Raw genomic sequence first — 13,348 nt, 5'->3', positions numbered from 1 at the left:
ATGAAAAGTAAAATGATTCGCGACTTTAGAAACTATTTTCTAGGAGACGTATTCGTTAAGGGTTTTTTGTTTATTTCGCTGCCTCTCTTATCGCGAATAATGGATCCGCAACAATATGGAAAGCTATCCATTATAAATACCGCAATAATGATAATGTATGTATTTGTGAGTTTGAATCTTCAAAACGCAGTTACTAACAGATATATGCTAAAATCCGAAGGATTCAATAACTATCTAAAATCCATCTTTTCATTTTTAATACCATTCCAGGTGTTTTTAATTTGTATTTCACCAATCATAGCAAAATATATGGCTGTGATTTTGGGCATTAGTGAAAGTGATTTTTTATGGGTTATGCTAATTTGCGTGTTATTAAGTTATATATATATATATACCAGTTATCTTCAGGCATCCCGTCAAAGTGGAGTCTATGTAAAAATAAATGTTTTATCTAAAATAAGCGAGATTGTATTAATATTCGCTTTCGCATATTTTATGACCAGCGAACAGTATCTTTCAAAAATATATGCTCAGCTAATCATCAGTACGTTTATGATTTTTTTCTTGTTCAAGAAGCTAAAATCTATTTCCAATGGTTCATTTAATTCAAGTGAGTTAAAAGACGCATTGTATTTTTCTGTGCCGCTAATTATACACGTTCTTTCTAACTCGCTTTTATCACAAGCCGACAGAATTATCATAAATAATATGATTGGTCCAGGAGAGGCTGGTATTTACTCATTTGCCTATAATATCGCTATGGGAATGGTGGTTTTGATTATGGCATGGAACTCTTCATGGCAACCAAGATTATTTAAACATATTGAGATGGATTCAGGGATAAAAATCACTGATACGACTAAAGCCAGTGTTTATCTTATTCTTGCTATAGGTATTATTGGTATCTTTTTTTCAAAAGAAGTCATTCTCTTAGTTGCAGATAAAAACTACTATTCAAGCATTGAAATATTACCTATTATAATAATTGCCAATGCTTTTACGCATCTTTACTTGTGTTATGCCAACTTTGTCTTTTATAAAAAGAAAGCTTTTTTTATATCGTTTGCTACCATGTTGGCTATGGCGATAAATGTAGGCCTTAATATATTATTAATACCTAAATACGGAATAATTGGTTCTGCCTGGGCTACGGCGTTTGCTTACGTGATGTTAACGATATTCCACTATCTTTCATCAACCTTCCTTACAAAAAATAACAGTATTAGTTTTATTTATATTGTCATATATTTGTTTGTCCTTATGGCTGCTTATTATTTTTCTGAATTTGTAAACAATAGCTTTACTTTATGGATTGCAATTACAATAAAAACAATTTTGTCTGGTTTAATAACAGCGTTTCTCCTCAAAGTTAATTTGCATAAAAAGCTGAGCGATTAGAATGACATCTTATTTTATTTTTATTATTGCTATGGCATCTTTTGCTTTGCTTGATGTAGTATCAATCAGCCATAAAAATAAACTATTGTTAATAGCTTCTTTTTTTATTTTCACTTTTATTGGTCTTAGATATGAAGTTGGTGTTGACTGGTTATTTTATCAGGAGAGTTATGAAGGGCTGGAGAAAAAACTTACAATTGAGCCCGGGTATCTTTTTCTAACCTCGCTCAGTTCGTTTATATTCAATTTCTGGTTTTTTTCAGCATGTGTTACCGGCATACTAATCTTAGCGTTAAACCGCTTTTTTTATAGTTACTCTCCCTATCCAGTTTTTTCACTATGTGGTTATTTTATTATCTCTTTCGGCTTTAACGTCGAGGCATTGAGACAGATAATTGCAGTTGCTTTCTTTTATATTGCACTTAAATTTTTTATCGAAGGGAAAAAACCGAATTACTATATTTTGTGTTTAATTGGATCTTCCTTACATATCTCATTATTGCCCTTTGTATTTATACCATTGATATTTAGGGCTAACGCTTTTAACATTATAAAATTAGTCGCTTTTTGTGGGTTTGCGCTTGCTATTGCAAAAATTTTCCCTGTAGTTGAAATTATAAAAGTTTTGAGTAGTGCCTTTAGCAATCCTTATTTAGCTAAAATAGTTTGGTATGCTACAAACGCTAGCGAAGAAACAGCTATAACTTTTAATTATTTATTTAAATTATTGCTATTTACTTTGTATTGCTTAAATAGGCGTAAAATAAAAGAAAGTTTAGCCAAAGATCGCATTCTTACATCGATGATTAATATTGTTGAAATACTATTTGCAGTTATGTTGCTAATAGACGTATATTTTATGCCGTTTTCAACTATAACCTCCAGATATGATGAGTATTTTATTCCAGCAATGTTAATATCATTTGCATATGTAATCAGAGTGAAATATTTCATATTTAATAGAATTGTTTTTTCTTTTGCTTTTATAGTTGCAATAGTTTTGAGTTGGCTCAAGTTTTCAGATAACGAATACTTTACTAAGCAATACTTACCATACTCTAATTCATTGCTTCAAATGATTGATGCGCAGACAGATGATGCTGAACGAGCAAAGTCTGTCTATGAACATTGGAAAAAAAGCGATAAATGATATTGATCAATGCAAGTAATCTTTATGTAGGTGGTGGAATGCAGGTAGGCATTTCTGTGATTGAAGAACTCGCTAAAATTGAAGATGAGTTCATAGCTGCAGTATCACCACCTGTTTTCGAGCAATTAAGCCACAATGCCAGAAAAAAATGCTTTGTTATTAGTAAAAGTCCTTCCGGGTTATTTAATTTCGAAGCACGTAGGCAACTTGATAAATTGGTGGCAGATTATAAAGTATTGCATGTATTTACTGTATTTGGACCCAGTTATTGGAGTCCTAAAGTAAATAATCATACGGTTGGCTTTGCCCTTCCATGGCTTATATATGATACGAAGCTGGTTTTCAGAAAACTATCATTTTTGCAGAAAGCTAAAAAAATGCTTCTACTTAAGCTTCAGCCTTATTTTTACAAAAAAAATGCGCATAAAATTATTGTAGAAACTGATGATGCTAAAAATTTATTAAGCAAGAAAGTAGGATTTGAAAAAGATAATATATTTGTTGTTCCTAATACAATAAGTTCTTATTTTAACCGTAAGAGAGATTACTTATCATCTAAAGAGTTTGACTTAAAAAAAACGCCGGGTGATATATGGCTTTTAACTATATCTCATGATTACCCTCATAAGAATTTAGAAATTATCCATCAACTTATAAATATACTGCCAGAACGTTATAAGTTTGTTTTAACTTTAGATGATTCATTTTTAAAAAATGTTGACAAAAATTTTTGGCACAGGTTTATCCTGCTTGGAAAAATTAAAAATTCACAATGCCCTGAAGTCTATTCGCATGCAGATGGAATGTTTCTTCCTACTTTACTTGAATGCTTTAGCGCTTCATATCCTGAAGCAGGATTCATGAAAGTCCCGATTTTTACTTCAGATTTCAGTTTCGCGAAAACAATTTGCGGCGAGGGTGCTTTTTATTTTAATCCTATGGATTGCAAAAATATTGCATCAGTGATAACCAGTGCATACAAAAATCCTGACAAGATAAAAGAAAAAATTGAAATTATGTATAATATTCAATCCCGACTGCCCACCGCAGTTGATCGGGCAGTGGCTTATAGAGATATTCTTTTAAAGAAAACTCATTAAGTAAAGTAAATATGTTTAATTAAGGGTACAGCTTATGTTCAACTCTAAAACTCTTTTGATTACTGGTGGTACAGGCTCTTTCGGCAATGCAGTTCTCAAAAGATTTCTTGACACCGATATTGGTGAAATTCGCATTTTTAGTCGTGATGAAAAAAAGCAAGATGACATGCGCAAAAAATTCAACAGCGATAAGTTGAAATTTTATCTGGGAGATGTGCGTGACGAAAATAGCATTGCTGCTGCAATGCGTGGTGTGGACTATGTTTTTCATGCGGCAGCGCTGAAACAGGTGCCTTCCTGCGAGTTCCACCCGATGCAGGCTGTGCGCACTAACGTTCTCGGCACCGAAAACGTGCTGAACTGCGCAATCAATGCTGGCGTAAAACGTGTCGTTTGTCTGAGCACCGATAAAGCAGTTTATCCAATCAACGCTATGGGCATCAGTAAAGCGATGATGGAAAAAGTCATGGTAGCGGCCAGTCGTAATCTTGAAGGCACTGGCACCGTCATCTGTGGCACGCGCTACGGTAACGTAATGGCATCACGCGGTTCTGTTATCCCGCTATTTGTTCAGCAGGTACAGCAGGACAAAACCATTACTATCACTGAACCCAGCATGACGCGTTTTATGATGACCCTGGCGGATGCGGTTGATCTGGTGCTGTATGCATTTGAGCACGGTAACAATGGTGATATCTTCGTTCAGAAAGCGCCGGCGGCTACTGTTGAAACCCTGACCAAAGCCATCCTGAAAGTGATGAATAAGCCTGAGCACCAGGTCAGCGTCATCGGTTCCCGTCATGGTGAAAAGCTGTATGAATCTCTGCTCAGCAAAGAAGAACGTGCCTGCGCTGAAGATATGGGTGATTATTTCCGTATTCCAGCAGATACCCGCGATCTGAATTATGCGAAGTTTGTAGAAGAAGGTGAGAAAAAAATCACGGATGCTCTATGCGGTGAAGAATATAATTCTCATAATACAGTTCGACTTGACGTTGAAGGGATGATTAAGCTCCTTATGAAGCTCGAGTTTATGCATAAAATTGCAAATGGCGAGTACGCTGACGCGGAGGAGTAAGCCTTGAAAGTCCTGATAACGGGGTCTGATGGTTTTATAGCAAAAAACCTGGCTTTAAGCCTGCAACAACGTCAGAACATCCAGGTAATATCTTTCAATCGTGAAAGCAAAACTGAAGATCTTTCTGCTTTGATTGAAAAAGCGGATTTTATATTCCATCTGGCGGGAATCAATCGACCTCAGGACCCCGCTGAATTTACGCGTGGCAATGTTGATTTATCCTCTCTTGTCTGCGACGCGATTAAAAAATGTGTTAACGAAACCGGACGTCATATTCCGGTTGTATTTAGTTCTTCAATTCACGCGTCTGCCGACAATGAGTATGGCCGGACAAAATTAGCAGCAGAAAATGTTTTCGCCACTTTAGCCAGCGAAACGGGTAACCCGGTGTTTATCAGCCGTCTTCCGGGCGTCTTTGGTAAGTGGGCTAAACCGAACTATAATTCTGTGGTTGCAACGTTTTGCTATAATATAGCGCATGGTCTCCCTGTCACCGTCAACGATCCGCAATATCTTCTTAGGCTCGTGTATATAGATGATGTTGTGAAAGTGTTCACGGATTTACTGGAGCAGGAAATAAAACCTGGTAATAAGCAGCATTTTATCAAGGTTGTTCCTGAATATAATGTTGCGTTAGGTGAGATCGCCGAAAGCATCACCGGTTTTCGTGAGGGCCGTAATTCTCTGGAACTCGAGCGCGTCGGTACTGGTTTTTTAAGAGCGCTTTATTCAACCTATGTCAGCTATCTGCCTGAGCAGGATTTTTCATATCCGGTAAAACAACATACCGATCCGCGTGGCAGCTTTGTCGAGTTATTCAAGAGTAAAGATTCCGGACAGGTTTCTTATTTTACCGCTCACCCTGGCATCACACGTGGCGGGCACTACCATCACACCAAAACTGAAAAATTTATGGTCATAAGTGGTACGGCTCGTTTCAGGTTTCGCCATATGTTAACTGATGAATATTATGAAACGGTTACCAGCGGTGATAAACCGGTGATGGTAGAAACGATTCCTGGATGGGCTCACGATGTGACTAATATCGGTGATGAAGAGCTTATAGCTATTGTTTGGGCTAATGAAGTCTTCGACCCTTCTCATCCGGATACTATTTTCTCTAAATTAGATAAGTAATTTATGAAAAAACTAAAAATTGTTTCAGTTGTAGGAACGCGTCCGGAAATTATCCGCCTGTCGCGCGTGCTGGATAAACTTGACCAGTACTGTGAGCATATTCTGGTTCACACCGGTCAGAACTACGACTATGAGCTTAACGAAGTCTTTTTCAACGACCTGAATGTGCGTAAGCCGGACTTCTTTCTGGATGCTGCGGGAAAAAACGCGGCAGAAACGATTGGCCAGGTAATCATTAAGATTGACCAGGTGTTTGCCGAAGTCCAGCCGGAAGCGATGCTGGTCTTAGGGGACACCAACTCCTGCATCTCTGCTATCGCGGCTAAACGTCGCAAAATCCCTATTTTCCACATGGAAGCGGGTAACCGCTGCTTTGATCAGCGGGTACCTGAAGAAACCAACCGCCGCATCGTTGACCATACCGCAGATGTTAATCTTACTTACAGTGATATTGCGCGCGAGTATCTGCTGGCTGAAGGCCTGCCGGCAGATCGGGTTATCAAAACCGGTAGTCCGATGTATGAAGTATTAACGCACTACATGCCGCAGATTGATGGCTCTGATGTGCTTGAGCGCCTGCAGCTTCAGGCAAATCAGTTCTTCGTTGTCAGCGCTCACCGGGAAGAGAATGTCGATTCGCCAAAGCAGCTGGCTAAGCTGGCGGATATTCTGAATACCATTGCTGAAAAGTATCAGCTGCCGGTTATTGTCTCTACGCATCCGCGTACCCGTAACCGCATCGAAGCCAACGGCATTGTGTTTCACGAAAAAATCCAGCTGCTGAAACCTCTCGGATTCCACGACTATAACCACCTGCAGAAACATGCCCGTGCAGTGCTTTCTGACAGCGGAACCATCACTGAAGAGTCCTCAATCATGAACTTCCCGGCGCTGAATATTCGCGAAGCGCATGAACGTCCGGAAGGGTTTGAAGAAGCTTCGGTCATGATGACGGGTCTGGAGCGCGATCGCGTACTGCAGGCGCTTGCCGTGCTTGAGACTCAGCCGCGCGGCGAAGAGCGCTTGCTGCGCCAGGTCTATGACTACAGCATGCCGAATGTATCAGACAAAGTCGTCCGGATTATTCACTCCTACACTGACTACATTAAACGGGTTGTCTGGAAAGAGTACTGATGAAATTTGCTTTTATAATTGACGATTATCTTCCGCACAGTACCCGCGTCGGCGCAAAAATGTTCCATGAGCTGGCGCAGGAGTTCATTCAGCGTGGTCATAGCGTTACGGTTATTACCCCGGATGCAAATCTGCAGCACGCGTTGCAGGAGGATATGTTAGAGGGCGTTACCGTCTGGCGTTTCAGAACGGGCCCTATAAAAGATATCAGTCATATTCAGCGGGCAGTTAATGAAAGCCTGCTGTCAGTGCGTGCGTGGAGAGCGGTACGTCATAAGATAAAAGCAAACTCATTCGATGGCGTCGTGTACTACTCTCCCTCTGTTTTCTGGGGATATTTAGTCAGGAAGATCAAACAGCGTTGTGCATGCAAATCCTACCTGATTCTGCGTGACTTTTTTCCACAGTGGGCCATTGATGCGGGCATGATTAAGCAGGGCTCGCTAACCGAAAAGTATTTTCGTCATTTTGAGAAAAGCCTTTACGATGAAGCCAGCGATATAGGCCTGATGTCGGAAAACAACCTCAGGCTGTTTATGCAGCATAACCCGCACCGAAAAGCGGGAGTATTACGCAACTGGGCCAGCATTGAACCTGCTCGCGCAGGGGATAGCGGATACAATTCAATTATCAACGCATCCGGCCTGCAGAATAAAACGGTGTTTTTCTACGGCGGTAATATTGGCCATGCACAGGATATGGCGAACCTGATGCGGCTGGTCAGGAGCATGCAGGCTTTTCCGCAGGCGCATTTTTTGTTTGTCGGGCAGGGTGATGAAGTCACTCTGATTAACCGACTCGCTCAGGAATGGGCGCTGACAAACTTCACCTATTTGCCGTCGGTGGATCAGAAAACGTTTAAATATCTGCTGACCGAAGTTGATGTTGGGCTGTTCTCTCTGGCAGCAAACCATACCTCACATAATTTCCCGGGAAAACTGCTGGGTTACATGGTGCAAAGTATCCCTATCCTCGGTAGCGTCAACAAAGGTAACGATCTGGCCGATATCGTTAATGCTAACAAAGCCGGAACGATTTTTATCAACGGTGAAGATGAGCGTCTGCTGCAGGCGGCAATAAACTTTACGCAGGATGAGGCATTGAGAAAAGAGACGGGCGCGGCTGCTTATCAGCTGCTGCTGGATCAATTTACAGTGGGCGCTGCCGCAGGTCAGATTGAAAACGCGTTTGGGGTGAATAATGAGAGTCATTGATAAGGCCGTTACCGAGCAGCTCTACCGGGATGCAGAGCTGTCAGTGCGCAAACGCGCGCATCTTCTTATGCATGCTTCCCATGATGACAAAGTTCAGCGTCTGCTGATCGGTTTAGTCAGCGGAAGCTTCGTTGAGCCTCACTACCACGAGCTTTCGCATCAGTGGGAGCTGTTCACGGTGCTGGAAGGAGAGCTGGATATCCGGCTCTATGATGAAGAGGGCGCTGTGGTACGTCAGTTTGTTGCGGGGCCACGCTCGGGTATCACGCTGGTTGAATTCAGCCCTGGTGATATTCATAGCGTTGAATGCCTTTCAGAACGCGCCCTGATGCTTGAGGTCAAAGAAGGGCCGTTTGACCCTGCGTTTGCAAAAGCCTCTCCGGCATGGGCAGATAACTAAGCCATTCATTTTTTGGGTTATCTGATTTCATGCCTGACATTTACGCAAATGAGCCGGGTGAAGCATCTTAGGCTATCTAAATCTGAGATGAGTGAGTTAACATCGAAGTACTTTTGTGCTGCTAATCACATCAGCAGTAAATACATCTGACAGGAGTATGTAATGTCTAAGCAACAGATCGGCGTAGTAGGGATGGCAGTAATGGGCCGTAACCTGGCTCTCAACATCGAAAGCCGTGGTTACACCGTTTCTATCTTCAACCGCTCACGCGAAAAGACCGATGAAGTCATTGCTGAGAATCCGGGTAAGAAACTTGCTCCGTTTTACACCGTAGAAGAGTTTGTTGAGTCGCTGGAAAAACCGCGTCGTATTCTGCTGATGGTACAGGCGGGTGAAGCGACGGATAAAACTATCGCATCGCTGACGCCGCATCTGGATAAAGGCGATATTCTGATTGATGGCGGTAACACCTTCTACAAAGACACCATCCGTCGTAATCAGGAACTCAGCGAGCAGGGCTTTAACTTCATCGGTACCGGCGTCTCCGGCGGTGAAGAGGGCGCGCTGAAAGGTCCTTCTATCATGCCCGGCGGTCAGAAAGAAGCTTATGAACTGGTTGCTCCTATCTTCGATAAGATTGCGGCCCGTGCAGAAGATGGCGACGCCTGCGTAGCATATATCGGCCCGAACGGTGCTGGTCACTATGTGAAGATGGTGCATAACGGTATCGAATATGGCGATATGCAGCTGATTGCTGAAGCTTATGCACTGCTGAAAGGTGCGCTGGGTCTGAGCAATGAAGAGCTGGCTGAAACCTTCACCGACTGGAACAACGGCGAGCTGAGCAGCTACCTGATCGACATCACCAAAGATATCTTCACTAAAAAAGATGAAGAGGGTAACTACCTGGTTGATGTGATTCTGGATGAAGCAGCAAACAAAGGCACCGGTAAGTGGACCAGCCAGAGCTCGCTGGATCTGGGTGAGCCGCTGTCGCTGATCACTGAATCTGTATTTGCCCGCTACCTCTCTTCGCTGAAAACGCAGCGTGTTGCTGCCTCTAAGGTCCTGAGCGGCCCGCAGGCGCAGGCAGTAAGCGGTGATAAAGCGGAGTTCGTTGAGAAAGTGCGTCGCGCACTCTACCTGGGCAAAATTGTCTCCTATGCGCAGGGCTTCTCACAGCTGCGTGCGGCATCAGAGCAGTACAGCTGGGATCTGCAGTATGGTGAGATCGCGAAGATCTTCCGTGCCGGCTGCATCATTCGTGCACAGTTCCTGCAGAAAATCACCGACGCCTATGCTGCCGATGCCAATATCGCCAATCTGCTGTTAGCGCCATACTTCAAAGATATCGCTGACCAGTATCAGCAGGCGCTGCGCGATGTGGTGGCTTATGCAGTACAGAACGGCATCCCGACCCCGACCTTCTCCGCAGCTATCGCGTACTATGACAGCTACCGTTCAGCGGTGCTGCCTGCTAACCTGATCCAGGCGCAGCGCGACTACTTTGGTGCGCATACCTACAAGCGTACCGATAAAGAAGGCGTATTCCACACCGAGTGGTTAGAGTAACTGTTCTTAACACCTCCCATTCGGGAGGTGTTTTTCTATGCTGACAATGATTGGCGAGTACTGAATTTATGAATGCAAACAATAAGCCCGGACTGAATAACGATCCGGGCGTTCTGGCTTCAAACAATAATGATGAAATAGATTTGCTCGATATAATCGTCCAGCTGTGGAAAGGCAAGTGGATAATTATTGCGACGATGGTAGTGACAATGTTGTTAAGCATTGTCTATTTAAGTGTGGCGAAGGAAAAATGGACGTCTGAGGCTATTGTTACGCAGCCTTCAGCGGGACAGGTTGCCAGCTATAACGCCACGCTGAGCGTGCTGTATGCGCAAAACATTCAGGAAAAACCGTCAGTTACCGATCTGCAAAACCAGCTGTTCGGCCGCTTTAGCGCCTCAATGAATGCGCTCGCTGGCGCCCTGGCAAATCAGGAAGAGCCTGAAACATTAAAAATCAGTCAGGTGAATAAAGGCAGTAATGATGCGCTGACTATCTCTTTTGTCGCGCAGAATGCAAATGAAGCGCAGGCGCAGCTGAAAAAGTATCTTACGACTGTCAATAATGAAGTCGTCAGCGATTATGGTCAGGATATAAAGCATAGCCTGGGCGTGAAAGCCAAAGAGCTGAAAGAGATTCTGGATGCGCACAAGCAGATCGCCATTAACAAAAAACAGCATCGTCTTGATGTGATTAATCAGGCGCTGAAGGTGGCGGAAGCGGCTGGCCTTTTAAAATCGCAGCTGAGTCAGGCAGAGTATCTCTCTGATGACACACTCTATCTGCTGGGCAGTGAAGCGTTGCGCGCGATGGTGACCAATGAAGCGACCAAGCCGCTCGATTTTGATGATGACTACTACAGTGCCGAGCGCGCGCTGCTCTCTATTACGCATGTCACCATCCAGGCAGACAACCTGCAGTCGTTCCGCTACATCGCTGAAGCTGACCTGCCGATTCGTCGTGACAGTCCGAAAAAGACCCTTACCGTATTGTTAGCCCTGATCCTGGGCGGCGTGCTGGGTTCGGCTATCGTGATTGGCCGCAGCATCGTCAGCAACTACCGCAGTCGTCACTAAAATAAAAAAACCGGCCCCTGAGCCGGTTTTTTTATGTCATCACATCACCAGCAGCTCACCGCTGCGTCCTGCACTTTCCCCCGCCAGCCGCACCGCCAGCATCCCGGACGTAACAAACTTGGTGAGATTTCTGGCGTAGAGCACGCCGCCATACTCAGCAACCAGCGGCGTAATGTGGTCGCTGACCGGATCGATCACTTCTGCCACCACTTCCCCCGGTTTAATCCACTCACCCAGCTTACGCCGGTTCAGCAGCAGGCCGGAGTAGGGCGCATGAATATATTCACAGCCCGCCAGCGGCGTTGGCGGATGGCGAAGGGCAGGAGAGACGCCCGGATCGCCGCTGATATAGCCGCTTTCGGTGAGCGCATTAATAATCGCATCTGCATCTTTCTCCGCCTGTTCCGCAGAGACATCGGCGACGCCGCGCAGCTCCAGCGTTACCGGCAGCAGACCGCGCGGCATCGGATAATCATCGCCAAAGCGTTTTGCCAGCGTGAGCCAGGGTTCGCAGCACGCTTCGTCGAACGGCTCACCGCCGGAAATCTGCGCCAGCAGCTGCACCTCACTGCCGAGCCAGCGCGCCAGTGGTTCCACTTCAGACCAGGCGTGAGGCGTTGTATAGAGGTGCGGCAGCGCATCCCAGTCGCAGTGCAGGTCGATCATCAGATCGGCCTGACTTGCCATACGCATCAGGGTATAGCGCTGCGACTCCAGCTCGGTTCTGGCTATCTGATCGCGGTAGTAAAGGTCGATGGCATCGCGGATCAGGCGTCTGTTTTCATATTCACTCTGCGTCAAAGACCCCGCCAGTTCAGCGGCCAGCTTCTCACCCAGCGCCGGAAAGCGCCGGTTAAAATCCTGGCCAGAGAGAGTATGAAAACGCCCCAGATGCGTGCCGTGCCAGTGCTGACCCAGCGCCAGCGGATTGGCTACCGGGACCAGCGTGATTTTCGCTTTCAGCTTGCCGGCGGACTCCAGCGCCAGCAGCTTCTGTTTAAGATACCAGGCAACCGCCATACCCGGCAGCTCATCGCCATGCAGGGCGGCCTGAATATAGACGCGCTTTTGCGAGTCGGTACCGAAATGAAAGCTGACTATCTCTCGCTGGGTGCCCAGCGAGGCGCTCAGTAATGGATGATGTTGTTGTTGCATAGGGCGGCCGGTGTCCTGTTTCTGAGGCTGCAGTAGCGCGCATGCCTGTTAAGGTGACTGAACAGAGTATAGTTCCGTTAAAAAAGCGGCGGCAAACGCGCCGCCGGAGATTCACGGCTGGACAGAGATATCTGTCGCGAAGTAGCGCTTCTGGATAGTGTCAAATGTGCCGTTTTTCTTCAGCTCATCAAACGCGCCGTTGAGCGCCGCTTTGAGTTCAGTGTCGCCTTTACGCAGGCCGATAGCGGTGCCAGGGCCAATCAGCGGGTCCTGTACAATCGGGCCGGCCAGCGCAAAATCTTTCCCCTGCGGATGCTTCAGGAAACCGATCGCCGCCTGCGCAGCGTCGGTAAACACCGCGTCCAGACGGCCGGAGATCAGGTCGCTTTCTACCTGTGCCTGGTCGCCATACGGCACCACATTGACGCCGTGCGGCTGCCATTTAGCGCGCGCATAACGCTCCTGCACCGTACCCTGTTCCACACCCACGTTTTTGCCCCTGAGCGATTCTGCGGTCGGCAGCAGGCCGGAGCCTTTACGCGCTATCAGCTGCACGTGCGTGTCATACATCGGTTCAGTAAAGTCGATCTGCTTCAGGCGCTCTTCGGTCACGCCCATATCGGAGAGGATAGCGTCAAACTTGCGCGCCTTCAGCGCCGGGATCATGCCGTCAAACTGACTTTCAACCCAGACGCATTTGGCCTGCATCTGCGCGCACAGCGCGTTGCCCAGATCGATATCAAACCCCACCAGCTTGCCCTGCGGGGTTTTGGACTCAAACGGCGGATAGGTCGGATCAACCGCGAAACGCACCTGATCAATCTTTGCCTGCGCGCCAAAAGCGCAGCCAGCCAGCAGCGCCAGCGCTGCGGTATTGCGCAGACGCGCGGTAAAACGGGAGTGTGCCATAAACGGGTTCTTCTGTTGTAAAAGC

At 45.6% G+C, this 13,348-nt stretch carries 12 protein-coding genes; 10 read left to right on the top strand and 2 right to left on the bottom strand.

The features are described 5' to 3' along the window. From B4056_RS16855 to wzzB, 10 genes are all read left to right on the top strand, one after another. On the top strand, nucleotides 1-1,398 hold the full coding sequence (locus B4056_RS16855) for a lipopolysaccharide biosynthesis protein (protein WP_288655427.1): 1,398 nt from the start codon (nucleotides 1-3) through the stop codon (nucleotides 1,396-1,398). Nucleotide 1,399: 1 nt separating this feature from the next. Beyond that, nucleotides 1,400-2,548 (top strand): EpsG family protein, encoded by a 1,149-nt coding sequence (locus B4056_RS16850; protein WP_288655424.1) that lies wholly within the window; start codon nucleotides 1,400-1,402, stop codon nucleotides 2,546-2,548. After that, entirely contained in the window at nucleotides 2,545-3,648 is a 1,104-nt protein-coding gene (locus tag B4056_RS16845; RefSeq protein ID WP_288655422.1) for a glycosyltransferase, read from the top strand. Before B4056_RS16850 ends, B4056_RS16845 begins: the two co-directional genes overlap by 4 nt. Nucleotides 3,649-3,682: 34 nt before the next feature. Further along, complete coding sequence (locus B4056_RS16840; protein WP_065648930.1) at nucleotides 3,683-4,726, top strand: polysaccharide biosynthesis protein; 1,044 nt, start codon at nucleotides 3,683-3,685, stop codon at nucleotides 4,724-4,726. Between the two features lie 3 nt (nucleotides 4,727-4,729). Beyond that, complete coding sequence (gene wbjC, locus B4056_RS16835) at nucleotides 4,730-5,863, top strand: UDP-2-acetamido-2,6-beta-L-arabino-hexul-4-ose reductase (protein WP_104085180.1); 1,134 nt, start codon at nucleotides 4,730-4,732, stop codon at nucleotides 5,861-5,863. 3 nt (nucleotides 5,864-5,866) lie between these two features. Next, complete coding sequence (gene wecB, locus B4056_RS16830; protein WP_288655418.1) at nucleotides 5,867-6,997, top strand: non-hydrolyzing UDP-N-acetylglucosamine 2-epimerase; 1,131 nt, start codon at nucleotides 5,867-5,869, stop codon at nucleotides 6,995-6,997. Continuing rightward, complete coding sequence (locus tag B4056_RS16825; RefSeq protein WP_288655415.1) at nucleotides 6,997-8,211, top strand: glycosyltransferase family 4 protein; 1,215 nt, start codon at nucleotides 6,997-6,999, stop codon at nucleotides 8,209-8,211. The genes wecB and B4056_RS16825 overlap by 1 nt, the downstream gene beginning before the upstream one ends. Then, nucleotides 8,198-8,611, top strand: coding sequence for a WbuC family cupin fold metalloprotein (locus tag B4056_RS16820; RefSeq protein WP_288655412.1), 414 nt, complete (start codon nucleotides 8,198-8,200; stop codon nucleotides 8,609-8,611). Before B4056_RS16825 ends, B4056_RS16820 begins: the two co-directional genes overlap by 14 nt. 162 nt (nucleotides 8,612-8,773) lie before the next feature. After that, complete coding sequence (gene gndA / locus B4056_RS16815) at nucleotides 8,774-10,183, top strand: NADP-dependent phosphogluconate dehydrogenase (protein ID WP_039385340.1); 1,410 nt, start codon at nucleotides 8,774-8,776, stop codon at nucleotides 10,181-10,183. Nucleotides 10,184-10,251: 68 nt separating this feature from the next. After that, on the top strand, nucleotides 10,252-11,259 hold the full coding sequence (gene wzzB, locus B4056_RS16810) for an LPS O-antigen chain length determinant protein WzzB (protein ID WP_094111767.1): 1,008 nt from the start codon (nucleotides 10,252-10,254) through the stop codon (nucleotides 11,257-11,259). Between the two features lie 39 nt (nucleotides 11,260-11,298). Here wzzB and B4056_RS16805 read toward each other — a convergent pair whose 3' ends face one another. Both B4056_RS16805 and B4056_RS16800 read right to left on the bottom strand, forming a co-directional pair. Next, nucleotides 11,299-12,414, bottom strand: a complete 1,116-nt coding sequence (locus B4056_RS16805; RefSeq protein ID WP_039385336.1) for a succinylglutamate desuccinylase/aspartoacylase family protein — start codon at nucleotides 12,412-12,414, stop codon at nucleotides 11,299-11,301. A 111-nt stretch (nucleotides 12,415-12,525) separates the two neighbouring features. Beyond that, nucleotides 12,526-13,323, bottom strand: coding sequence for an ABC transporter substrate-binding protein (locus B4056_RS16800; RefSeq protein WP_113655037.1), 798 nt, complete (start codon nucleotides 13,321-13,323; stop codon nucleotides 12,526-12,528). Between the last annotated feature and the right edge of the window lie 25 nt (nucleotides 13,324-13,348).

This window comes from Pantoea sp. UBA7232 (assembly GCF_002473195.1).
GTDB lineage: Bacteria > Pseudomonadota > Gammaproteobacteria > Enterobacterales > Enterobacteriaceae > Pantoea > Pantoea eucrina.
This window is presented reverse-complemented; position numbering and strand designations above follow the sequence as displayed.

Excerpts from the sequence above, each read along its gene's own strand:
- B4056_RS16855 (WP_288655427.1), top strand. The coding sequence starts at position 1 with ATGAAAAGTAAAATGATTCGCGACTTTAGAAACTATTTTCTAGGAGAC.
- B4056_RS16850 (WP_288655424.1), top strand. The coding sequence starts at position 1,400 with ATGACATCTTATTTTATTTTTATTATTGCTATGGCATCTTTTGCTTTG.
- B4056_RS16845 (WP_288655422.1), top strand. The coding sequence starts at position 2,545 with ATGATATTGATCAATGCAAGTAATCTTTATGTAGGTGGTGGAATGCAG.
- B4056_RS16840 (WP_065648930.1), top strand. The coding sequence starts at position 3,683 with ATGTTCAACTCTAAAACTCTTTTGATTACTGGTGGTACAGGCTCTTTC.
- wecB (WP_288655418.1), top strand. The coding sequence starts at position 5,867 with ATGAAAAAACTAAAAATTGTTTCAGTTGTAGGAACGCGTCCGGAAATT.
- B4056_RS16825 (WP_288655415.1), top strand. The coding sequence starts at position 6,997 with ATGAAATTTGCTTTTATAATTGACGATTATCTTCCGCACAGTACCCGC.
- B4056_RS16820 (WP_288655412.1), top strand. The coding sequence starts at position 8,198 with ATGAGAGTCATTGATAAGGCCGTTACCGAGCAGCTCTACCGGGATGCA.
- gndA (WP_039385340.1), top strand. The coding sequence starts at position 8,774 with ATGTCTAAGCAACAGATCGGCGTAGTAGGGATGGCAGTAATGGGCCGT.
- wzzB (WP_094111767.1), top strand. The coding sequence starts at position 10,252 with ATGAATGCAAACAATAAGCCCGGACTGAATAACGATCCGGGCGTTCTG.
- B4056_RS16805 (WP_039385336.1), bottom strand. The coding sequence starts at position 12,414 with ATGCAACAACAACATCATCCATTACTGAGCGCCTCGCTGGGCACCCAG.
- B4056_RS16800 (WP_113655037.1), bottom strand. The coding sequence starts at position 13,323 with ATGGCACACTCCCGTTTTACCGCGCGTCTGCGCAATACCGCAGCGCTG.